Source organism: Streptomyces odontomachicola (assembly GCF_039605595.1).
Taxonomy (GTDB): domain Bacteria; phylum Actinomycetota; class Actinomycetes; order Streptomycetales; family Streptomycetaceae; genus Streptomyces.
Map to the genome: position 1 here is coordinate 58,096 of NZ_JBCFOK010000006.1, position 21,926 is coordinate 80,021.

At 73.5% G+C, this 21,926-nt stretch carries 19 protein-coding genes; 9 read left to right on the top strand and 10 right to left on the bottom strand.

Features of this window, described 5'->3' with window-relative positions; genetic code table 11:
• Nucleotides 1-23: 23 nt before the first annotated feature.
• Together ABEE00_RS12670 and ABEE00_RS12675 are read right to left on the bottom strand one after the other, a co-directional pair.
• Nucleotides 24-1,208, bottom strand: a complete 1,185-nt coding sequence (locus ABEE00_RS12670; RefSeq protein ID WP_345745499.1) for an NAD(P)/FAD-dependent oxidoreductase — start codon at nt 1,206-1,208, stop codon at nt 24-26.
• Complete coding sequence (locus ABEE00_RS12675) at nt 1,205-1,525, bottom strand: bifunctional 3-phenylpropionate/cinnamic acid dioxygenase ferredoxin subunit (RefSeq protein WP_345745500.1); 321 nt, start codon at nt 1,523-1,525, stop codon at nt 1,205-1,207. Before ABEE00_RS12675 ends, ABEE00_RS12670 begins: the two co-directional genes overlap by 4 nt.
• A gap of 152 nt (nt 1,526-1,677) precedes the next feature.
• On the opposite strand from ABEE00_RS12675, the gene ABEE00_RS12680 reads away from it, so the two are divergent.
• From ABEE00_RS12680 to ABEE00_RS12700, 5 genes are all read left to right on the top strand, one after another.
• Nucleotides 1,678-2,487: an IclR family transcriptional regulator gene (locus tag ABEE00_RS12680; protein ID WP_345745501.1), complete on the top strand. Its 810-nt coding sequence runs from the start codon at nt 1,678-1,680 to the stop codon at nt 2,485-2,487.
• Nucleotides 2,488-2,732: 245 nt separating this feature from the next.
• Nucleotides 2,733-3,833, top strand: coding sequence for an S-(hydroxymethyl)mycothiol dehydrogenase (locus tag ABEE00_RS12685; RefSeq protein ID WP_345745502.1), 1,101 nt, complete (start codon nt 2,733-2,735; stop codon nt 3,831-3,833).
• 153 nt (nt 3,834-3,986) lie between these two features.
• On the top strand, nt 3,987-6,446 hold the full coding sequence (locus ABEE00_RS12690; RefSeq protein WP_345745503.1) for a GcvT family protein: 2,460 nt from the start codon (nt 3,987-3,989) through the stop codon (nt 6,444-6,446).
• A gap of 36 nt (nt 6,447-6,482) precedes the next feature.
• Nucleotides 6,483-7,694, top strand: coding sequence for an N-methyl-L-tryptophan oxidase (gene solA / locus ABEE00_RS12695; protein WP_345745504.1), 1,212 nt, complete (start codon nt 6,483-6,485; stop codon nt 7,692-7,694).
• Nucleotides 7,691-8,818: an aromatic ring-hydroxylating oxygenase subunit alpha gene (locus tag ABEE00_RS12700; RefSeq protein WP_345745505.1), complete on the top strand. Its 1,128-nt coding sequence runs from the start codon at nt 7,691-7,693 to the stop codon at nt 8,816-8,818. Before solA ends, ABEE00_RS12700 begins: the two co-directional genes overlap by 4 nt.
• A gap of 124 nt (nt 8,819-8,942) precedes the next feature.
• Here ABEE00_RS12700 and ABEE00_RS12705 read toward each other — a convergent pair whose 3' ends face one another.
• Nucleotides 8,943-9,920, bottom strand: a complete 978-nt coding sequence (locus ABEE00_RS12705; RefSeq protein ID WP_345745506.1) for a PRC and DUF2382 domain-containing protein — start codon at nt 9,918-9,920, stop codon at nt 8,943-8,945.
• Nucleotides 9,921-10,210: 290 nt separating this feature from the next.
• On the opposite strand from ABEE00_RS12705, the gene ABEE00_RS12710 reads away from it, so the two are divergent.
• Entirely contained in the window at nt 10,211-10,420 is a 210-nt protein-coding gene (locus ABEE00_RS12710) for a DUF2277 domain-containing protein (RefSeq protein WP_345745507.1), read from the top strand.
• 227 nt (nt 10,421-10,647) lie between these two features.
• A complete protein-coding gene (locus tag ABEE00_RS12715; RefSeq protein WP_451918572.1) occupies nt 10,648-11,913 on the top strand; it encodes a pyridoxal phosphate-dependent aminotransferase in 1,266 nt (421 codons plus the stop codon).
• A 483-nt stretch (nt 11,914-12,396) separates the two neighbouring features.
• Here ABEE00_RS12715 and ABEE00_RS12720 read toward each other — a convergent pair whose 3' ends face one another.
• Together ABEE00_RS12720 and ABEE00_RS12725 are read right to left on the bottom strand one after the other, a co-directional pair.
• Complete coding sequence (locus tag ABEE00_RS12720) at nt 12,397-13,284, bottom strand: MurR/RpiR family transcriptional regulator (protein ID WP_345745509.1); 888 nt, start codon at nt 13,282-13,284, stop codon at nt 12,397-12,399.
• A gap of 57 nt (nt 13,285-13,341) precedes the next feature.
• Nucleotides 13,342-14,505 carry a C45 family peptidase gene (locus tag ABEE00_RS12725; protein ID WP_345745510.1) on the bottom strand — a complete coding sequence of 388 codons (1,164 nt, stop codon included), beginning with the start codon at nt 14,503-14,505 and terminating at the stop codon, nt 13,342-13,344.
• Between the two features lie 176 nt (nt 14,506-14,681).
• Between ABEE00_RS12725 and ABEE00_RS12730 the strand changes: the two genes are divergently transcribed.
• Entirely contained in the window at nt 14,682-16,562 is a 1,881-nt protein-coding gene (locus tag ABEE00_RS12730) for a glycoside hydrolase family 15 protein (protein ID WP_345745511.1), read from the top strand.
• Nucleotides 16,563-16,574: 12 nt separating this feature from the next.
• On the opposite strand, the gene ABEE00_RS12735 is transcribed toward ABEE00_RS12730, so the two are convergent.
• The 3 genes from ABEE00_RS12735 to ku form a co-directional block, all read right to left on the bottom strand.
• Nucleotides 16,575-17,324 (bottom strand): cytochrome c oxidase assembly protein, encoded by a 750-nt coding sequence (locus ABEE00_RS12735; protein WP_345745512.1) that lies wholly within the window; start codon nt 17,322-17,324, stop codon nt 16,575-16,577.
• Entirely contained in the window at nt 17,321-17,887 is a 567-nt protein-coding gene (locus ABEE00_RS12740; protein WP_345745513.1) for a DUF2243 domain-containing protein, read from the bottom strand. Before ABEE00_RS12740 ends, ABEE00_RS12735 begins: the two co-directional genes overlap by 4 nt.
• Before the next feature lie 98 nt (nt 17,888-17,985).
• Nucleotides 17,986-18,990 (bottom strand): non-homologous end joining protein Ku, encoded by a 1,005-nt coding sequence (ku, locus tag ABEE00_RS12745; protein ID WP_345745514.1) that lies wholly within the window; start codon nt 18,988-18,990, stop codon nt 17,986-17,988.
• Nucleotides 18,991-19,125: 135 nt separating this feature from the next.
• Between ku and ABEE00_RS12750 the strand changes: the two genes are divergently transcribed.
• Complete coding sequence (locus ABEE00_RS12750; protein ID WP_345745515.1) at nt 19,126-19,920, top strand: VOC family protein; 795 nt, start codon at nt 19,126-19,128, stop codon at nt 19,918-19,920.
• A 45-nt stretch (nt 19,921-19,965) separates the two neighbouring features.
• Here the strand turns inward: ABEE00_RS12750 and ABEE00_RS12755 are convergent, their stop codons facing one another.
• Nucleotides 19,966-20,595 (bottom strand): class I SAM-dependent methyltransferase, encoded by a 630-nt coding sequence (locus ABEE00_RS12755; RefSeq protein ID WP_345745516.1) that lies wholly within the window; start codon nt 20,593-20,595, stop codon nt 19,966-19,968.
• Between the two features lie 369 nt (nt 20,596-20,964).
• The gene (locus ABEE00_RS12760; protein WP_345745517.1) at nt 20,965-21,795 is read right to left on the bottom strand and encodes a trans-aconitate 2-methyltransferase; all 831 of its coding nucleotides are present in this window, start codon (nt 21,793-21,795) and stop codon (nt 20,965-20,967) included.
• Between the last annotated feature and the right edge of the window lie 131 nt (nt 21,796-21,926).

Consider the following 21,926-nt stretch of genomic DNA (forward strand, 5'->3'; position numbering starts at 1 on the left):
TCCCTCAGGCCGGAGCCGACAGCTCAGGCCGTGGCCGGCAGCGCGGCCCCGGCCAGTTGCCGCCGCAACCGCGTGAAGGGGCGCGGCCTGTTGAGCGCGAGCACCGCCGTGGTCCGCTCCTCGCGCTCGTACACCGCGAGGAAGCTGCGGTCGTCCGGGGATCCCTCGACCACCCGCACCTGGTCGCCGGACTCCCGCCGCCCGGCGAACTGGATGCGCACGCCGTACTGGTCCGACCAGAAGTAGGGGAGCCCGCTGTGGGTCTCCACCGTCCCGCCCGCCAGCAGATTCCGCACCGCCGTCTCCGGCTGCTGCGAGGCGCTGGTCCAGTGCTCGCTGCGCACCCCGCTGACCCGGGCCACATCGCCGACGGCCACCACGTTCGGCAGCGCCGTCACGCAGCCCGCGTCGCACAGCACCCCGTCCTCGACGGTGAGCCCCGAGCCCTCCAGCCAGTCGGTGTTGGGCCGTACGCCGATGCCGACCACCACCACGTCGGCGGGCAGCATCCGCCCGTTGTCCAGCTCCACCCAGGCCACCCGGCCGCCCGCGCCGCCGGGCCCGGAGCCGTCGCCGTGCAGCGCGGCGACTCCCGTACCGGTGAGGAGCGTGACGCCGTGATCCGCGTGCAGCGCCGTGCAGTGCCCGGCCATCTCCTCGCCGAGCTGCGGCGACAGCGGCTGCCGCGCCGCCTCGATCACGGTCACATGGTGGCCCAACGAGCTGCAGGAGCTGGCCACTTCGGCCCCGATGAAGCCCGCGCCGATCACCACGACCCGCGCCTGGCCCCGCGACAGGCTCGCCTTGAGGGCGTACGCGTCGTTGAGGGTGCGCAGGGTGTGCACCCCGGCCAGCCGCGGCCCGGGCAGGGTGCGCGGGCTCGCGCCGGTGGCGATGACCACGCCGTCGGTCGGCACGGCTGAGCCGTCCTCCAGGTGGACGGCTCCCCCCGCGGGGTCGAGCGCGCGGGCGCGCGTGCCCAGCAGCCATTCGGCCGCGAGCTCGTCGGTGTCCTGCGCGTCCGCCAGGGCGAGTTGGTGCTCGACGGCGGCGCCGGTCAGGAAGTTCTTGGACAGCGGCGGCCGGTCGTAGGGAGCGTGCCGCTCGTCTCCCACGATCACCAGCCGCCCGTCGTAGCCCTGGGAGCGCAGCGCGGTGGCGGCGTATAGTCCAGCCAGCGAGGCGCCGACGATGGTGACGGTCCTCATGCGGCTGAGCCTTCCTGGGCGAATTGGTGGACGTAGATCCAGCCGTCTTCCACGGTCACGGGATGGGTGCGCACCGGCCGGCGGGCAGGCAGGCAGGTGGGGGCGCCGGTACGGAGATCGAATGAAGCCGCGTGCAGCGGGCATTCGACCAGACAGCCTTCCAGCCAGCCCTCCGAGAGCGAGGCGTCCTGGTGGGTGCAGGTGTCGTCGACGGCATACACCTCGCCGTCGGCGTTGAAGACGGCGATCGGAGGTTCGGTGGCGATACGTACGGACTCGCCCGCAGGCAGGTCATCGAGGTGGCAGGCGGGAATCATTGGGCCCCCTCATACTCCTCAGTATCATTGAGTTTCGTATGGCGCGCACCGATGCGCGATGCGCAACAGAATCCATATAGGGAGAGTGCGCGTCAAGCGCTCTCCGAGTGATATCGGCCCTCACCAGGCCGCCGGGTGGTGAGAACTGACGTATGAGCAACAAGACGGAGGACGGCACGGGCACGGAGGAGAAGGCGACGCGAGGATCTGCTGGTTCTGTGCAGTCGGTGGACCGCGCGGTGAGCGTTCTGGAGATACTCGCCCAACGGGGTGAGGCGGGCGTCACCGAAGTCGCCGAAGAGCTGGGAGTCCACAAGTCCACCGCGTTCCGCCTGATCGGCGTGCTGGAGAGCCGAGGGCTGATCGCCCAGGAGCAGGACCGCGGCAAGTACTACCTGGGAGCCGGGATCCTGCGGCTCGCCGGGGCGGCCGCCGTACGGCTGGACATCTCGCAGGCCGGGGCGCCGGTGTGCAGGGAGCTCGCCGAGGAGCTGGGCGAGACCGCCAACATCGCGGTGCTCGACGACGACGCGGCCGTCAACATCATGCAGGCCAGAGGCCCTTCGTCGGTCACGGCGCAGAACTGGTTCGGCCGGCGCACGCCGCTGCACGCGACGTCCAGCGGCAAGACGCTGCTCGCGTACGAGCCGTCCTCGGTGCAGGACCGTGTGCTGGGCCGCAAGCTGCCGCGCTTCACCGAACGCACCGTCACCTCGGCGAACGATCTGCGCGAGGAGCTGGCCGTCGTGGTCGAGCGCGGATTCGCGGTCGCCGTCGAGGAGTTGGAGGTCGGACTGCACGCGGTCGCCGCGCCGGTGTACGGGCACGACGGCGCGGTGATCGGCGCGATCAGCGTGTCGGGTCCCGCGTACAGGCTGGACGAGGAGCGGCTGCCGCATCTGGCGAAGCGCACCATGGCGGCGGCCGAGAAGCTCTCGCGGCGCATGGGCTACGCGTTCTGACGTTCCCGCGTTCTCCCGGGCCGGGGCCGGAGGGTGTTCCTCCGGCCCCGGTTCCGTGTGCGGGGCCGTTCTCCCGACGCGCCGTCATCCGCGCCCTTCCTCCGCCGTTTCCCCACGTCGGCGCGTGCGGAACGCGTTCTTACACCGGGTTAACCCACAGCTCTTGACGGTGACCCTGGGTGCTCTTCACGATGTCTCTCATAGCGCAACTGGTCGTGCAGTGCGCAACAGCGAGAGGTGCAGGCATGCCTTACGACGTTCGTGCTGTCATCGCTGCCAAGAGGGACGCTCCGGTCGAGGTCCAGACGATCACCGTTCCCGATCCGGGTCCCGGGGAAGTGCTGGTCTCCGTCCAGGCGTGCGGAGTCTGCCACACCGATCTGCACTATCGGGACGGCGAGATCAACGACGACTTCCCCTTTCTGCTCGGCCATGAGGCGTCCGGAATCATCGAGGCCACGGGGCCCGGCGTGGACACGCTCCGGGCCGGCGACTTCGTGGTGCTCGCGTGGCGCGCCCCCTGCGGAAGCTGCCGCTCCTGCCGCCGCGGCCGCCCGTGGTACTGCTTCGAGAGCCGCAACGCCGCGCAGCCCATGACCCTCGTGGACGGCACCCCGCTCACCCCGGCGCTCGGCGTGGGCGCCTTCGCCGAGAAGACCCTGGTGGCCGAGGGCCAGGCGGTGCGGGTCGATCCCGCGGCGCGGCCCGAGGCGGCCGGGCTCGTCGGCTGCGGCGTGATGGCCGGCTACGGCGCGGCCGCGCACACCGGAGAGGTCGGCAACGGCGACACCGTCGTGGTCATCGGCTGCGGCGGGGTCGGCAACGCGGCGATCGCCGGCGCGGCGCACTCCGGGGCCCGACGGGTGATCGCCGTGGACATCGACGACGCCAAGCTGGACCTGACCTCCCGCTTCGGCGCCACCCACACCGTCAACTCCCGCGCGGTGACGGCCCTCGGGGGCGACCCCGTGGACACCGTGCGGGAGCTCACCGGGGGCTACGGGGCCGATGTGGTGATCGACGCCGTGGGCCGCCCGGAGACCTTCCGCCAGGCCTTCTACATGCGCGACCTCGCCGGAGTGCTCGTCCAGGTCGGCGTGCCGGGGCACGGCGCGCGCCTGGACCTGCCGCTCGCCGACGTGTTCGCGCGGGGCGGCGCCATCAAGCCGTCCTGGTACGGGGACTGCCTGCCCAGCAGGGACTTCCCCGTGCTGATCGACCGCTATCTCAACGGCAAGCTCGATCTCCGCGCCTTCGTCACCGAGAAGATCTCCCTGCACGAGGTGGAGTCCGCCTTCGCCTCGATGCAGCGCGGCGAGGTGCTGCGCTCCGTCGTCGTCCTCTGAGGCCCGGTCCCTGAACTCCAGCCTCTGGAAGAACTGTCGGCCGCAGCCCCCGCACGCTCCTCCACCAGCACCTACAGACACCGGCGTCCGCACCGGCGCCGTCCGCTCGGCAGCACCTCAGCAGAAGAGCCCCCGTTTCTCAGGAGGAGCGGTATGTCTGCCACCCGCGAGAAGGTCGTCATCATCGGCGCCGGCATCGTCGGCTGCTCCCTCGCCGACGAGCTCACCGAGCGCGGCTGGCGCGAGGTCACCGTCCTGGAGCAGGGGCCGCTGCCCGCGCCGGGCGGCTCCACCTCGCACGCCCCGGGCCTGGTCTTCCGTACCAACGCCTGCAAGACCATGACCGACCTCGCGATCTATACGGTGCAGAAGCTGAGCTCCCTTCAGGCGGACGGCCGTTCCTGCTTCCTCCCCGTCGGAGGGCTCGAGGTCGCCACCACCGAGGCGCGCTGGGCCGACCTGCACCGCAAGGCGGGGCTCGCCGCCTCCTGGGGGATCAGTGCCGAACTCGTGGGCCCGCGCCGGTGCCACGAGCTGTGGCCGATGCTCGACCCCGACGTCGTGCTCGGCGGACTGCACACCCCCGACGACGGGCTGGCCCGCGCCGTGCCCGCCTGCCGCGCGCAGATGGAACGTTCGGCCGCCCGCGGGGCGCGCTTTCTGGAGCGGCACACGGTCACCGGGATCGAGCGCGAGGACGGGCGGGTCACCGGAGTGGTGACCGACCGGGGCACGTTCCCCGCCGATCACGTGGTCTCCGCCGCCGGTTTCTGGGGCCCGGTCATCGGGCGGATGGCCGGGGTGGACGTACCGCTGCTGCCGCTGGCGCACCAGTACGCGACCACCGCGCCGCTGCCCGCGCTGGACGGCAGGGGCGACGGGCTCAAGGAGGCGCGGCGGCCGATCCTGCGCTTCCAGGACCGGGACCTCTATTACCGGGAGCACCTGACTCCGGGCGCCGAGTGCCTGGGCATCGGGACGTACGCGCACCGGCCGCTGCCCGTCGACCCGTTCGCCGTGCCCTCCTACGACGACAGCGAGGTCATGCCGTCCTCGCTGCCCTTCACCAAGGAGGACTTCGCGCCGAGCTGGGACGACAGCGTCAAGCTGCTGCCCGCGCTGGCGGGTTCGCGGGTCGCCGACGGCTTCAACGGGGTCTTCTCCTTCACCCCCGACGGCAATCCGGTGCTGGGCGAGTCCCGCGCGCTGCGCGGCTTCTGGCTCGCCGAGGCCGTGTGGGTCACGCACTCGGCCGGAGCGGCGCGCGCGGTCGCCGAGCTGATGACCGACGGGCGCAGCACCACCGACATCCACGGCTGCGACCTGCACCGCTTCGAGGAGGCCCAGCGCTCGCCCGCGTACGTCGAGGAGCGCGGCGCGCGGAACTTCACCGAGGTCTACGACGTGATCCACCCCCTCCAGCCCATGGAGGAGCCGCGCCCGCTGCGTACCAGCCCCTTCTATCCGCGGCAGCGGGAGCTCGGCGCGTTCTTCCTGGAGGCGGGAGGCTGGGAGCGCCCGCACTGGTACGAGGCCAACGCGCCGCTCGCGCACGGACTGGAACTCCCCGAGCGTGACGCGTGGTCGGCGCGCTACTGGTCGCCGGTCGCGGCGGCCGAGGCGCTGGCCACGCGGGAGCGGGTGGCGCTGTACGACATGACGCCGCTGCGCAGGCTGGAGGTCAGCGGGCCCGGGTCGCTGGACTTCCTCCAGTTCATGACGACCAATCAGCTCGCCAAGAGGGTCGGTTCGGTCACCTACACGCTGCTGCTCGACCCCGCGGGCGGCATCCGCAGCGACCTGACCGTCGCGCGGCTCGGCCTGAACCACTTCCAGGTCGGCGCCAACAGCCCCGCCGACCTCGACTGGCTGGTCCGCAACGCGCCGCCCGGCGTGCAGGTGCGCGACATCACCGCGGGCACCTGCTGCGTCGGTGTGTGGGGGCCGCGGGCGCGGGATGTGGTGCAGCCGCTCACCCGCGAGGACTTCTCGCACGAGGGCTTCGGCTTCTTCAGGGCCAAGCGCGCGCACATCGGACACGTCCCGGTCACCGCGCTGCGCGTGAGCTATGTCGGCGAGCTCGGATGGGAGCTCTACACCACCGCCGACCTGGGGCTCCGGCTCTGGGACACGCTGTGGGAGGCCGGGCGGCCGCACGGGATCGTGGCGGGAGGCCGCAGCGCCTTCAACTCGCTGCGCCTGGAGAAGGGTTACCGCGCCTGGGGCGCCGACATGACCACCGAGCACGATCCGTACGAGGCCGGGCTCGCCTTCGCGGTGCGCCCCGACAAGGGCTCCTTCGTCGGCCGCGAGGCGATCGCCGGCCGCTCCCAGGAGACCGCGGAGCGCCGCCTGACCTGCCTCACCGCCGACGACCCGGCCGCGATCGTGCTGGGCAACGAGCCGGTGTTCGTGGACGGGGAGTCCGCGGGCTACGTCACCAGCGCCGCCTACGGCTACACCCTCGGCCGCTGCGTGGCCTACGCCTGGCTGCCCGCGTCCGCTTCCGTACCGGGCACGCCCGTGCACATCGAGTACTTCGGCGAGAAGGTCCCCGCGACCGTCGCCGAGGAGCCGCTGTTCGACCCGCGGATGACCCGCATCCGCCGCTGAGCCCCACACGTCGCAGCACCACCTCGGGAGGCATCCATGGCTCCTCTCCATGACGTGATCGTCATCGGCCTCGGCGGCATGGGCAGCGCCGCCGCCCACCATCTGAGCGCGCGCGGCGCGCGGGTGCTGGGCCTGGAGCGGCACGGCCCGGTGCACGACCGCGGCTCCAGCCACGGCGGTTCGCGCCTGACCCGGCAGGCGTACTTCGAGGATCCGGCCTACGTACCGCTGCTGCTGCGCGCGTACGAGCTGTACGGGGAGCTGGAGCGGGACACCGGCCGGGACATCGCCACGCTGTGCGGCGGCATCATGATCGGCCGCCCGGAGAGCCGCGCCGTCTCCGGCAGCCTGCGCTCGGCGCGGAAGTGGGAGCTGCCGCACGAGACGCTGGACGCCGCCGAGGTGCGCCGCCGCTTCCCGACCCTGACCCCGCGCGAGGACGAGGTGGCGCTGTACGAGGCACGCGCCGGGTTCCTGCGCCCCGAGAACACCGTCGCGGCGCAGCTCCAACTGGCCCTGCGCGGCGGCGCCGACCTGCACTTCGAGGAGCCGGTGATCCGCTGGGAGGAACTGCCCGGCGGCACCGGTGTACGCGTGCACACCACCCAGGACACCTACACGGCGGGCCGGCTCGTGATCTGCCCCGGGGCCTGGGCCCCGGGCCTGCTCGACGACCTGGGCGTGCCGTTCACCGTCGAGCGGCAGCTCATGCACTGGTTCCGGCCCAGCGGGGGCACCGGGCCCTACGACCCCGCGACGCACCCGGTCTATCTGTGGGAGGACACCGAGGGCGTCCAGATGTACGGCTTCCCCGCGCTGGACGGTCCCTCGGGAGGGGCCAAGGTGGCCTTCTTCCGGCGCGGCACCGTGTGCACCCCGGACACCCTCGACCGCACGGTGCACCCGGACGAAGTGGCGGACATGGCGGAGCACTTGGCCGCGCGGATCCCCACGCTGCCGGGGGAGCACCTGAAGTCGGTGGCGTGCATGTATACCACCAGCCCCGACCAGAACTTCGTGCTCGGGCCGCATCCGGAGTATCCCGGGACCACGGTCGTGGCCTGCGGGTTCTCCGGGCACGGCTTCAAGTTCGCGCCGGTGGTGGGGGAGATCGCCGCCGATCTCGCGCTGACCGGCAGTACGGGGCACCCCATCGGCCTCTTCGACCCGCGCCGTCCCTCCGCGACCCTCCCCGCATCCTCCTCCGCATCCCCCTCGGCCCACCTGCTGCACGGAGCGCGCCCATGACCATGACGCCCGAGGCCACCAGCCTCATCGCCACCCTCCCCGGACACTGCTACACCGACCCCGAGGTCTTCCGGCAGGAGCAGGAGAAGATCTTCGAATCGCTCTGGTTCTGCGCCGTGCGCTCGGCCGACCTGGCAACTCCCGGCGCCTTCCGCACCGTTCAGGTCGGCCGCGAGAGCGTGCTGGTCACCCGCAACAGGAAGGGCGAGCTGCGCGCGTTCCTCAACGTGTGCCGGCACCGCGGCGCGCGTCTGTGCACCGAGGAGAGCGGTCAGGTGCGGCGCGCGCTCCAGTGCCCCTACCACGCGTGGACGTACGACCTGGACGGACGGCTCGCCGCCGCGCCCAACCTCGGCGGCATGCCCGACGTGGACCGGGATGAATACGGGCTGCGCGCCGTGTCGCTGCGCGAGTGGCTGGGCTACGCCTGGGTGTGCCTGTCGGCCGATCCGCCCTCGTTCGAGGAGACCGTGATCGGCGCGGCCGTCGAACGGCTCGGCGACGCCGCCTCCATCGAGCGCTACCGCACCGAGGGCCTGGCGCTGGGCAGGCGCACCACGTACGACGTGGCGGCCAACTGGAAGCTCATCGTCGAGAACTTCATGGAGTGCTACCACTGCGCCACCATCCACCCCGAACTCACCGAGGTGCTCCCGGAGTTCGCGAACGGTCTCGCGGCGCAATATTACGTGGGCCACGGCGCGGCCTTCTCCGAGGAGACCTCGGGCTTCACGGTGGACGGGAGCCCGGGCTTCGCGCGGCTGCCCGAGCTCGCGGAGGACCAGGACCGGCGGTACTACGCGATGACGGTCAAGCCGCAGGTCTTCGTGAACCTGGTGCCGGACCACGTGATCGTGCACCGGATGTTCCCGATGGCGCACGACCGCACGGTCGTCGAGTGCGACTGGCTGTACGCGCCCGAGGTGATCGAGTCCGGCGCCGACATCGAGCGCTCGGCCGAGCTCTTCCACCGGGTCAACACGCAGGACTTCGACGCGTGCGAGCGTACCCAGCCCGCGATGGCCTCCCGCGCCTACCGGCACGGCGGCGTCCTCGTCCCCAGCGAGCACCACATCAGGGCGTTCCACGACTGGGTGACCGGGATGCTGGACGGAGCGCTGTAGCCGGGGCGTTGAGCCGGGCGCGGGGCACGGAGGCCGTCCGGGGCCGTCGTAAGGGCGCGCCGACTCCCGCAAGGGGAAGTGGAGTCGACGCGCCCGTACGGGGGCCGGTGCCGGCGGTGCGGCGCTACTGCTGGCGGCCCTTGCCCTTCCGCTCAGCGTCGTTCTCGTAGTCGACCTGCTCCTTCTGCACGTCGGCCGAGACCTCCTGCTGCTCGGTGACCTTCTCGGTCTGCAGCCTGACCCGCTCGACGGCCACGGTCTCCTTGCTGACCCGCGGCTCCTCGGCGTGCAGGACCACCTCGACCTCGGCCTCGCCGATGTCGCCGCCCGCGTAGGAGCCGCGGTCCTTCTCCGGGATCGGCTCGCGGATGACCTCGACCTCCTCGTGGCTGACCGGGACGGTCGTGGTGACGTGCTCGGTGACCACGTACTTCCGCAGCCGCGCGTGGCCGCTCTCGTGCTCCTCCGTGCCGACCCGCAACTGCTCCTCGGAGCGGATCATGCTCTGGTCGCCGGCGGAGCCCGTGCCCGTCCCCTCCTTCGAGGTGCCGCGCATCGAGGTGTCGTGCTTCGACGAGGTGCCGCGCATCGAGTCGGCGTGCATCGACGCGTCGTGCCCGGTTCCGCGCTCGCCGCGGCCCGTCATGCCCGCCGCGCCCATGCCCGCACCCGCGCCGGCGCCCGCCATGCCCGCGGTCCCGGTCGCCGTGCCGGACATGTCGCCGCCGCTCATGGCGTCCTGCCGCCCGCCGCGCCCGGAGGTGTCGCCGGTGTCCTTCCCGGTGCCGGTACCCGACGTACCGCCGATCCCGTAGTGGGAGTACAGCCGCGCCTCGTCGGGCTGGTCGAGGTGTTCGCCCGCCTCCATGCGCGGGGCCTCCTTGACCGTCTCCTTGCTGTACGGGATGTGCAGGCCGTCGCCCTGCCGCTGACAGTTCTCCAGCGGTACGAAGCTCTCCTTGGAGCCGAAGAGGCCCGTCTTGACGGTCACCCACTCCGGCTGCCCGGTCCGGTCGTCGAGATAGACCTGTCCGACGTTCCCGATCCGGCTGCCTTCGTCGTCGTACACCGTCAGGCCCTGCAGCTCACCGTCGGTTGTCATGCAGACCACTCCTCTTGTCCGTGAGCGCCGACAGCACTGTGCCGCTGTCGCTTGGCACCCGCAGCACCCATCACGCTCCGCCTCGGGCGACGCCGCAACCGCGCTCCGCACGCGCCGTCTTCCGCGCGGCGGGCTGCGCGGCGCGCGGTGCGCCACGAGCCGAGCGTGCCCCCGTACTCGCGGGCCTCCGGGACCCGGCGGCAGGTGTACGCGGCTCTCCCCGCATTAGGCCGAACGGGTGAACGGAGGAACCGGGCGCGCACGGGCTCCCGCGGCCGTACCTTCGGGGCATGTGCCGAAGCATCAAGACCCTGAGGCCGCCCTACGCCGAGTCCGTCACCGAGGAGGACGTGCGCGCGGCGGCGCTGCAGTACGTCCGCAAGATCTCCGGCTTCCGGCGGCCCGCCGCGCACAACGCGGCCGCCTTCGACGCGGCGGTCGACCGCATCGCCGAGGCGACGGAGGAGCTGCTCGACTCCCTTGAGGTGCGGGGGAGCTGAGCCCGTTTTCGTAGGTCGTACGAGGGCTCGTGGGCGCCGTACGAGGGGTGGCGGCCGCTCCGTTTGCGGGCCCTGCTTGCGGCTCCGCTTGCACCCCGGCCGGGCTGTGCAATTTCCCTTGCGTATAGCCTGGCCGCGGCAGGTCCGGTTGCGGCCGGCGTGGCCCGGTCCCGCGGCCTGCCGTCACCCGGCACCGGAGCAGCGTGAGGAGTGTGGGCGCCGTGACCATGCATTCGGCGACCTTGGCCATCGACGAGACCCTGCGGGCCCGCAGGGCGGCAGGCGAACGCGTACTGCACCTCGGCTTCGGCGAGGCGGGGCTGCCCGTGCCCGCCGGGGTCGCCGCGGCGCTGGCCGGGGCGGCGGAGCGGAACGGTTACGGGGCGGTCGTCGGCTCGGCCGAGGCGCGCGAGGCGGCGGCGGGGTGGTTCGGGCGCCGGGGCACGCCCACCGGGCCCGACCAGGTCCTCTTCGCGCCGGGCAGCAAGGCGCTGCTGTTCGCGCTGCTCCTGTGCATACCCGGCGACGTGGTGCTGCCGCGCCCCGCGTGGGTCAGCTACGCGGCGCAGAGCGCGCTCGCGGGGAAGCGGGTCATCGGCGTACCGGTGCCGGAGGAGGCGGGCGGCGTGCCGGATCCCGCGCTGCTGGAGGGCGAGTTGGCGCGGGCGCGGGCCGCGGGGGCCGAGCCCGGCGTGCTGGTGGTGACGGTGCCGGACAACCCGACCGGGACGGTGGCGCGCGCGGACCACCTGCGCGAGGTGTGCGCGATCGCCTCGCGGCACGGGCTCGCGGTGATCGCGGACGAGATCTACGCGGAGCTGGTCCACGGCGATGGTCGTTCCGGCGAGGCCGGCTCTGCGCCCCGCGCCTCCGATCACCTCCCGGAGCGGACCGTGGTCACCACCGGCCTCAGCAAGTCCATGGCGCTGGGCGGCTGGCGGATCGGCTTCGCGCGGGTGCCGGACGGAGCGTGGGGGCGCAGGCTGCGGGCCGAACTCACCGGTGTGGCCAGTGAGGTGTGGTCCAGCCTGGCCGCGCCTCAGCAGGCGGCCGCGGCGCACGTACTCCAGGACCCGCCGGAGGTGACCGCGCACATCGCGCGGTCGGGTGCGCTGCACGCGGCGGTGGCGGGGGCGGTGCACGCCGAATTCACCGCGGCGGGCGCGCGGTGCCGGGCGCCGGAGGCGGGCTTCTACCTCTACCCCGACTTCGAGCCGGTCCGGCCTGCGCTGGAGCGGCAGGGGATCGCCACGGGGCGGCAGTTGGCGGACGCGTTGCTGTCGCGGTACGGGGTCGGCGTGCTCCCCGGGGCGTCTTTCGGCGACGCGCCGGAGGGCTTGCGCGCGCGGGTGGCCACGAGCCTGCTGTACGGCGACAGCGCGGAGCAGCGCTGGACGTCCTTGCACGCGGAGGACCCGACGTCTTTGCCGTGGGTGTCCGACGCGCTGTCCCATCTGCGCACGGCCCTGGGGGACTTGACCGCGACAACATGACCAACCGGCCGGGGCTCTGCCCCCCCCACCCGCTCCCGCGCGAGGTTGTGGGTGGCGGTCAAGCCGGGGGGCTCTGCCCACCCGCCGCCCCGCACGAGGTTGCGGGCTGCTGCACCCGTACGCAGTTGTGGCCCACGGTCCCGGCTTGGGCGCTCGGAGGTTGTGGGCAGTCGTTCCGCTGGGGCGAGGGGGGTACCTCCCTGCTCGGAGCGAAGCCGGAGAGCTTGGGGGAGGGTGGGCACAACCGGACCGCAGCCCCCGCGCCCCACGCCACCACCCACCCGACGGGGGCCGGGGCGCAGCCCCGTGAGCGCCCGCGGCGAGCGCGGGGTTGGGTGCGGGGTGGGGACGGCCTCGCGGCTGGCGGTTCCGGTGTGCCCGCCCGTTCCGCCCCAGCGGAACGCACGCCCACACCTAAGTGGGGGGGGAGGGAGGCGGCGCGGCGCGCAGCGCCCCACACCTCAGTGCGGGAAGAGGTCCGGGTTATTCCGGGTCGTGGTAGGTGTGGAACTCCTTCAGCAAGGTTTCCTCTTGGAGGAGCGAGGAGCGGGCCTCGTGGCCCAGTTGGGCCGCCACCGCGGCGGACAGCGCCTGCGTCAGGGACGTGAACGCGGTGAGGGAGCGCAGCACCGACGGCCCCGCGGCGTCCACGTAGAAGACCTGGTCGGCGGACGCGGCCAGCGGCGACGACGGGTTGTCGGTGAGCGCCACACACCGCGCCCCCCGCCCCCGCGCCCACTCCGCCGCCCGCACTGTCTCCGCCGCGTACCGGTGGATGGACATCGCCACGAAGCAGTCGCCCTCGCGCACCGTACGCAGCTCATCGGTGAGCGTCCCCGCCCCGGCGCCCAGCGTCACCACCTCCTCGCGCAGCAGCCGCAGCAGATAGCCGAGCAGATACGCCGGCGCATGGCACTTGCGCAGCCCCATGATGTGCACCCGCGGCGCCGTGGCCAGCGCGTCCACGGCGGACTCCCACACGGCGGGCGCGATGCGCGCGAAGGTGCGGGCCACGTTCGCGCGGTCCAGCGCGGCGGACTGCTCCACGAGGTCCTCCTCGCCCGCGCCGAGCCGTTCCAGGCTCTCGTACCGGCGCAGCAACTGGGCCTGCTCGCGCAGCCGTTCGCGGCACAGCCGGGTCAGGCCCGGGTAGCCCTCCAGGCCGAGCCCGGTCGCGAAGCGGACGACGGTGGCCTCGTTGACGCCGACGGCGGCGGCCAGTTCGGAGACCGTCATGAAGGCCACCCCCTCGGGGTCGGCCATCAGCCGGTCGGCGAGCAGCCGCTGCGAGCGGGTGAGCGCGGAGCCGCGCCGCCGCAGCTCGTCCAGCAGCTCGTCGTACGTACGAGGAGCGGAGGAAGCGTCGGCCATGTGGAACTCTCCATGGGGGAGGGGGGAAGCGGTTCGGGAAGTGGAGCGGGACGGTCGTCAGGCGGGGACGGATTCGCCGCGGGCGCACGCCGACAGCCGCAGCCGCCGCGTCTCGCCGTGCGCGCCCCGGAAGGTGATCCGATCGCCGGTGAGCTCGGCCACCGCGGTGCACAGCGTCATCAGCGGGTCGGAGCCGGCCGCCGTACGGTGCACGCCCTCCGGCAGCGGTGCCCCGGTCAGCGCCTCGGTGAACCACCGCGCGTCCGGCTCCCGTTCGGGCGCGGCGAGCCGGGAGAGCGCCGCACCGCGCGCCACGCTCTCCTCGTACAGGCCGAGGCTGCGGCCCGCACCGGAGTCCTCGGACGCGTCGAGCCCGGGCAGCCGGCGCAGGTGGTTGGTGTGCCAGTGCAGCGGATCCCGCGCGTCAGGGAGGGTCACCGCGACCTGCCCGGCGACCGCCTCGACCACGGCGATCCGGCCCGTACCGCACTCCCCGACGGTGTACGCGAAACCACCGGCCGAGGGGTGTCCGCGCAGGTGGGCGACCGCTTCGTCCAGGTCGCGGGCGCGCTGCATCGCGCGGGCCACGAAGTGCCGTCCGGGCGCGGTCGCGGGGCGCGCGGCCTGGATGTGGTTGATGCCCCACACCAGTCCGTTGCCGGTGGCGGTGAAGGTGTTGGCGGGCAGGAAGCCGGGATACCACTCCACGGTCACCGGCGCCTCGCCCGTGAGGCGCAGCGTCAGCAGCGTGAGGCGGCCGTCCAGCGCGGGCGCGCCGTCCTCGTTGTGCGCGACGAACGCGCGCTCCCTGCGCCAGGCCAGATCGGTACACCCCGTGCCGTCCCCGGCGCCGCCGACATCGCCCTCTCCCGCATCCCCGTCCTCGCCGCCGATGTCGCCGCGCAGATTCGCCAACAGCAGCCGCTCGAAGTCCAGTTGCGCGCCCTCGGCCAGCGCGCGCAGCTCGGCGACCTCCTCGGGGTGCCGCTCCCGCGCGCACCGCAGCAGCGCGTCCAGCCGTGCGCGGCCCCGCGGCGAGGCGGCCCAGGTGCGCAGCGCCCCGCCCTCGGGCAGCGCCTCCTGCACGGCGTGGACGTCCTCGCGGGCGGCGGCGCCGAGAGCGCGGAACACGTCCTCGCGCTCCCCCTCGGCCACCAGCCACCGCATCCCGGCGCACTCCTGCTCGCGGATGCGGACGCGGTCATGGGTACGGACGCGCAAGGGCCCGGCCTCCTCGCACTCTCAGGACGTCACGCGCCGTGCGCGCCACGCACGTGGCTGTCATGGGAATTGCGTACATGCTAGCGCGCGCAATTCACGTTGCACCGGCTGGGTGCGGACCCGCCACGTTTAGCCGTCGGTCCGCGAGGGACCCCGGCTCCCGTGGAGGCGATCACATGGTGAGCGGCGACGCGGCACACGCGGGAGAGGGCCGCGAGGCACACGACGACCGCGCGGGAAGCGACCGAGGCGGCCCAAGCGACCACGCGGGCCACGCCGACCCCGCCACCCCCACCGCCTGCCTGCCCCAGCCCCTGCGTGAATACGCCCTGCTCGCTGACGGCGAGCGCGGCGCGCTGGTCGGGCCGCGCGGCGAGTACGCGTGGATGTGCGCGCCGCGCTGGGACTCCGACGCGGTGTTCTCCACCCTCGTCGGCGGCACCGGCACCTACGCGGTGACCCCCACGGGCCGCTTCGTGTGGGGCGGCAGCTACGAGGAGGGCTCGCTGATCTGGCGCAGCCACTGGGTCACCGACGACGGCGTGGTGGACTGCCGCGAGGCGCTGGCCTTCCCCGGCGACCCGCACCGCGCGGTGATCCTCCGCAGTATCGAGGCCCGCGACGCGCCGGCCAGGGTGCGGGTGGTGCTGGAGCCGCGCGCCGGGTTCGGGCGGCGGCCGCTGACCGGCCTCGCCAAGGACGAGGCGGGCGTGTGGACGGGCACGGCCGGTGACCTGCGGATGCGCTGGAGCGGCGGCGAGGAGGCGCGTCCGGCGGGGCGCGCGGGACACCGCCTGGAGACGGTGCTGACCCTGCACCCGGGCGAGCGCCGCGACCTCGTACTGGAGCTGTCCGACCGGCCGCTGCCCGCCGGGCCGCCCGACCCGGCGCGGGAGTGGCGGGCCACCGAGGCCGCGTGGGCCGAGACCGTTCCGCCGCTGCGCGGCAGCATCGCCGCGGGGGACGCGCTGCGCTCGTACGCGGTGCTGCGCGGCCTGACCGGCACGGGCGACGGCATGGTCGCGGCGGCCACCACGAGCCTGCCCGAGCGCGCCGAGGAGGGGCGGAACTACGACTACCGGTACGTGTGGATCCGCGACCAGTGCTTCGCCGGGCAGGCCGCTGCCGCCGCCGGGGCGCCCGAACTCCTCGACGCCGCCGTGCGGTTCGTCTCGGCCCGGCTCCTGGACGACGGGCCCGCGCTGGCCCCCGCGTACACCGCCGAGGGCGGCCGCATCCCCGACCAGCGGCCGCTGGACCTGCCCGGATACCCCGGCGGCTTCGATCTCGTGGGCAACCACGTGACCAAGCAGTTCCAGCTCGACTCCTTCGGCGAGGCACTGCTGCTGTTCTCCGCTGCCGCCCGGCACGGACGCCTGGACGGCGAGGGCTGGCAGGCCGCGCGCACCGCGGCCGGGGCGATCGCGCACCGGTGGCGCGAACCGGACGCCGGCATCTGGGAACTGGACGACCGGCCCTGGGCGCACAGCCGCCTGATCTGCGCGGCGGGACTGCGCAGGATGGCCGCGGCCGGTGCGCCCCCGGCACGCTCCGCCGAGTGGACCGCGCTCGCCGACCGGCTGGTCGCCGACACCGCCGCGCACAGCCTGCACCCCGTGGGGCGCTGGCAGCGCGCGCCCGGCGACCCGCGCCTGGACGGCGCGCTGCTGCTGCCCGCCGTGCGCGGCGGGATGCCGGTGGAGGACCCGCGCACCCGGGCCACCCTCGACGCCTACCTCGCGCACCTCACCGACGACTTCTTCGCGTACCGCTTCCGGCACGACGAGCGCCCGCTCGCCGAGGCCGAGGGCGCCTTCCTGCTCTGCGGCTTCGTGGTCGCGCTGGCCGAGCAGCAGCAGGGAAGGGAGATCTCCGCGTACCGCTGGTTCGAGCGCAACCGCGCCGCCGCCGGAGGTCCGGGCCTGTACGCGGAGGAGTACGACATCGAGCAGCGCCAGCTCCGGGGCAATCTGCCGCAGGCGTTCGTGCACGCGCTGATGCTGGAGGCGTCCCTGCGCCTGGGCGATCCGGCACGCGAGGGCGGGGCGCCTCGGTGAGCGGGCCGGTGGTCAGCCCGTCCCCGTGGCGGCTCCGGCCTCGGCTCCGGCGCCGGCCTGGCGCATGACGCGTACGGGGCGCCAGGTGGCCACCAGCGCGGCGGCGAGCAGCAGCTCGGCGATGTCCCCGCCGTAGTACATGAGCGCCGCACCGCCCCTGACCTGCGCCTCCGGCGCCTGGACCGCGGACAGGCCCGCGTACATGAGCTGCGAGACGACCGCGTGCCCGGCCACGGCGACCCCGAGCACCACCAGCCGGGCGCGCACCCCGGGCCGGGCCGGCGCAGGATCGGGCCCCGCGACGGCCCACGCGAACAGGCAGCCGGAGAGCAGGAAGTGCGCGTGCAGCAGCCAGTGCGCCCAGGGCGCGGCATGGTGCCCCGCGACCACCCCGTACAGCGGCGTGAAGTAGAGGACGGGCAGCGTCCCGACGCTCAGCACCAGCGCGGTCACCGGATGCGCCGGCACCCGCAGCACCCGGCCGCGCAGCACGCCGGTCAGCCGCCGGGCGCGCGGCGCGGGCAGGGCCCGCAGGAGGAGGGTGACCGGCGCGCCGAGCACCAGGGCGAGCGGCGCGTACATGCCGATCAGCAGGTGCTGCAGCATGTGCAGCCGGAAGTCGTGGTGCGCGTGCGGGGCGACCGGCGGCAGCAGTGCGACCGCGAGCAGCAGCACACCCGTCAGCAGGCTGGCGAGACGCCAACTCCCGTGCGTGGCAAGGGCGTTGAGCGCTCGCCCGGGGGTGTCCCGTACGCCGTTCACCGACGGCTCCTCGCGTGCCGGGCGTGCGAGCCGTCCTCGGTGGGCGCGGCTGCGCCGGCTGCGTCGGTGGGATGTCCCGTTCCGAGGGGACGGCCGCTCCGCTGGAGAGCCCAGCCGCCCGCGAGGAGCAGCGCGCCCAGGGCGAGGAAGCCCAGGTCCCACCAGAGCTGCCCGGGGCCGCTCCGTACGTGGTGGATGCCCAGGATGTGGTGGTCGAGCACCCCCTCGACCAGGTTGAACAGCCCCCAGCCCGCGAGGATCCACCCCCACAGCACGCGCGAGCCCCACACCCGGCGGCGGTCGTGCGTGACGCGGGAGTGGAGCACCGCGAGCCCGCTCAGTACGGAGAGCCAGCACACGGTGTGGAAGACGCCGTCCCACACGGTGTTCATGCGCAGGCCCGGCACGGTGTCCGCCGGGTACGGGCGGAGGCCGATGTGGGAGGTGGCCGCGCTGGTCAGCATGTGGTGCCACTGCAGCAGTTGGTGCAGCAGGATCCCGTCGACGAACCCGCCGAGCCCGACGCCGAGCAGGATGCCCGGGAGCGTGATGCCTTTTCGCATGGCGCAGCGAGTGCCCGCTCCGGCGCGGGGCGCCCCGGTCCCGCGCCGGAATGGCCCGAATGGCTCGCCCCGTACGGGCCCGCGGGCCCCGGGTACGGCTACGCGGCCTTGCGCAGCGCCCGCTGGAGCTCGTCGCGGGACATCTTGGAACGGCCGGGAATCTCCGCCTCCGAGGCGCGCTCGTAGAGCTCGGCCTTGGTCAGACCGTCGAGCTCACGGCCCCGCGAGCTCTTCGAGGTCCCCGAGGACTTCGAGGTTCCCGAGGATTTCGAGCTCTTCGGGCTCTTCGAAGCGGCCCGCCTCTTGGTTCCGCTTCGGCGCCCGCGCCCGCCGGACTCCACCGACTCGCGCAGCGCGGACATCAGGTCGACCACGTTCGTGGGCTCGGGCGCCGGCTCGCTGCGCTGGACGGTCTCGCCCTTCCGCTTGGCCTCCACCAGCTCCCGCACCCGCTCCTGCGTACGGTCCCGGTAGTCCTCCGGGTCGAACTCCATGGCCATGGTGTCGATGAGCTGCCGCGCCATCTTCCGCTCCTGGGGCCGCGACTCGGTCCCCGAGGGAAGGTTGCCGAGGATGTCCTGGGGATCGCGCACCTCGTCGGACCAGTGCAGCGTGTGCAGCACCAGCACCCCGCTCTCGGCGTGCACCGCGACCAGGTAGTCCTTCTGGTGCATGCTCATGGTCGCGATGCCCGCCTGCTCCGACTCCTCCAGGGTGTCCCGCAGCAGCGAGTACACCTTGCTGTCCGAGCCCTTGCGCGGCTGGAGGTAGTAGGTGGCGTCGAAGAAGACCGGGTCGATCGACTCCAGCTCCACGAAGCCGGTGATCTCGATCTCCTGCGAGCGCCCCGGAGCGATCTCGTCCAGCTCCTCGGGCTCGACCACGACGTACTCGCCGTCCCCCAGCGGATAGCCCTTCACGATCTTGTCGTACGGGACCTCCTTGCCGGTGCGCTCGTTGACCCTCTTGTTCCGCACCCGGTCCGAGGTGCCGCGCTGCAACTGGTGGAAGCGGACGGTGTGGGACGTGGTCGCCGCCATCATCGACACCGGCAACGAGACGAGCCCGAACGTGACGGAACCCGACCAGACGGGGCGTGCCATTCCGGTCACCTCCTTCGCGGCGTACGGGTTGCCGCGCGCCGTCACTCCCATGCCCGGGTTTACGCGGCGCCCCTCATGGCACTCCGGAGAGCAGCAGCCCCACCCCCGACCGGCCCCCCGAAAGGCGAAGACACCGTGACAACCGTGGACAGGATCGCGCCCGCACACGGGGCTCCCTGCTGGGTCAGCCTCGCGACGCACGGACTGGCGGGGGCGAGGGACTTCTACGGCGCCGTGCTGGGCTGGACCTTCCGCCGCGCGAGCCTCGGCGAGGAGTTCGCCGTCGCGCTCACCGACGGCGTGCCGGTGGCCGGGATCGGCGAGGTGGCCGGGCGGCTGCGGATGCCGGTCTCCTGGACCCCGTTCTTCTCCGTCGACGAGGCCGACGCCATCGCGGGGCGGGTCGCCGAGCGCTGCGGGACGGTCGCGGTGGGCCCGCTCAAGCTGGGCGAGGGCCGCACCGCGGTGGCCGCCGACCCGGACGGCGCGAGGTTCGGCTTCTGGGAGGGGCACGTCCTGGCGAACTGGCACGCGGAGGGCGGCAGCCCGCCCGCGCGGCTCGACCTGCGCACCCGGGACGCCTTCGCCGCCGCGATCTTCTACGGCCAGCTCTTCGACTGGGCCGCCGAGGACGGCCCGTGCGAGGTGGAGTACGCGGACGAGACCGTCCGCGTGCGAGTGGGCAAGCACACGGTGGCCACCCTCAACGGCGGCGCGGTCGAGAGCGCGCCCGACCCGCGCGTGCGGCCACGCTGGGAGGTGTCCTTCCCCGTCGCCGACGTCGCGGGAACGGTGGCCGCCGCCCTGGACCACGGCGGCAGCAGGGCGGAGGAGCGGCCGGACGGCGCGGCGGTGCTGTGCGACCCCGAGGGCGCCTTCTTCACGGTCCGGCCCTGGGAACAGCACGAACAGCACGCGACCGGGCACTGAGGCGTACGCGCGGGAGCTGGCCTTACGCGGCCGGGACTCTTGCGGCTAGGACCGCTGCGTGCCCCCGCGCCGCACCGGCTGCCAGCCCACGTACACGTACGCGGGCGGGAAGTTGCCCGGCACGAAGCGGCGGCCCGTGCCGGCGAAGTACTCGGGCAGCAGGCTGGGGAAGAGCCGCCCCGCCGCGGTGAGGCCCGCGGTCACGGTGCTGATGCTCACGAAGGTGCCGTCCGGCGCGAGCGCGTCGCGCGCCTGCTCCAGGATGACCCGCTGCTTGTCCGGCGGGAACAGCGACCACGGCAGCGCGCTCACCACCGCCTGCACCTGCTCGGCGCCCGCCTTCTCCAGGATTCCGGACAGGTCGGCGGCGTCCGCCTCCCACACCTCGGCCTGGGGGAAGTGCCCCGAGACATAGCGGGCCAGGTCGGGGTCGACCTCCAGGGACAGCAGCCGTCCCCCGGAGCCCGTGCGCTCCAGCAGGGAGCCGGTCAACGCCCCGGCGCCGGCGCCGAGTTCGACCACCGTGGGGTGCTCCCGCTCCGGCATGGACTCGACAATGGCCTTGGCCAGCCAGTGCGAACTGGGGGAGATCGCCCCGGTCTGTTTGGGTTTCCTCGCGATCGCCGCGATGAACCGCAGGCGCTCCTGCCAGCGCCGCGCAGCCGAAGACACCACGCTCTTTCCCTTTCCCGTCGGCCTCTGCAGCAGAGCGTGGCGGGCGCGGGGGCATCCGCAACTCCCGTGCGGCATGCGCAGGTCGGGCACCGGCACTGCTGTTGCACGAATCTCTCACGGAACTGCCGCATAGCAGTATGGACACGCCCCGTACGCCGCACTGTACGGCCCTACCGGCCACGCTATCGACACCGCATGGCAACAGGGCAGCTCAGGGGGCGTGAGACATCCCTCCCGGACGGCGGCAACCCGCCGGTGAGCACCCTCCGTTTATTGGGTGTCACGGTGCGCGAGGTGCGCTGCGGGGCCGGCGCGGCGCCCGCGGCCGACGGGACTCCCGCCGGCCGCGGACCGGTGACGGCGCCGGCCTCACCCCTCGCGGCGCGCGACCACGAAGATCCGGCGGAACGGGAAGACCGTGCCGTGCGGCCCCGGCGGATACGCCGTGCGCAGCAGCTCCCGGTATTCGGCGAGGAACGCGGCGCACGCCTCGGCGTCGTCCTCCAGCGCGGTCAGCACGGGACGCAGCGCAGAGCCCTTGACCCACTCCAGCACCGGATCACGCCCCGGCAGCAGCCGCACATAGGTGGTCTCCCACGCGTCCACCGAGCGCCCGGGCCCCGAGAGCCGCTCCAGATACTGCGACGGGTCGAGGAGGTGGGTGAAGCCGCGCCCGTGACCGCCCAGCCGGTCGCGCCAGCGCGGCGTGCCGCACAGCTTGCCCAGCAGCGCGTGGCTGGGCAGCACCGCGTTGCCCGGCACCTGGAAGGCGAGGGTGCCGCCCGGCGCGAGGGAGTCGAGCCAACGGGGCAGCTCCTCCGGGTGGTTGGGGACCCACTGGAGCGCGGCGTTCGAGACGATCAGGTCGTAGCGCTCCTCCGGCTCCCATCTCCCGGCGTCCGCGAACGCGAAGTCCAGAATCCCGCCCCCGGGTGTCGGTCCCGCCCGGCGCTGCGCCGCGTCGAGCATCTCGGCCGAGCTGTCCAGGCCCGTGATGTGCGCGTCGGGCCAGCGCACCGCCAGCAGCGCGGTGACGTTGCCGGGGCCGCAGCCCAGGTCGGCGATGCGAGCCGGGCGCCCCTGCGCCGGCAGCTCGGGTATCCGGGACAGCAGGTCGTGGAAGGGGCGCGTGCGGTGCTCCGCGTAGCGCAGGTACTGGCGTGGGTCCCAGACGGGCGCTGCGGTGTGGGTGGGCGGCATGGCCTGGCCTCCTGTGGGTCGCGGTCGGTCGGACCGCCCGGCGGTTGCGTGCGCAATCGCCGGGTGACGTCACAGGGATAGCCGCGTTCGGTACCCGCTTCGAGAGAAGGTCACGGGTTTTCGTCCGTACG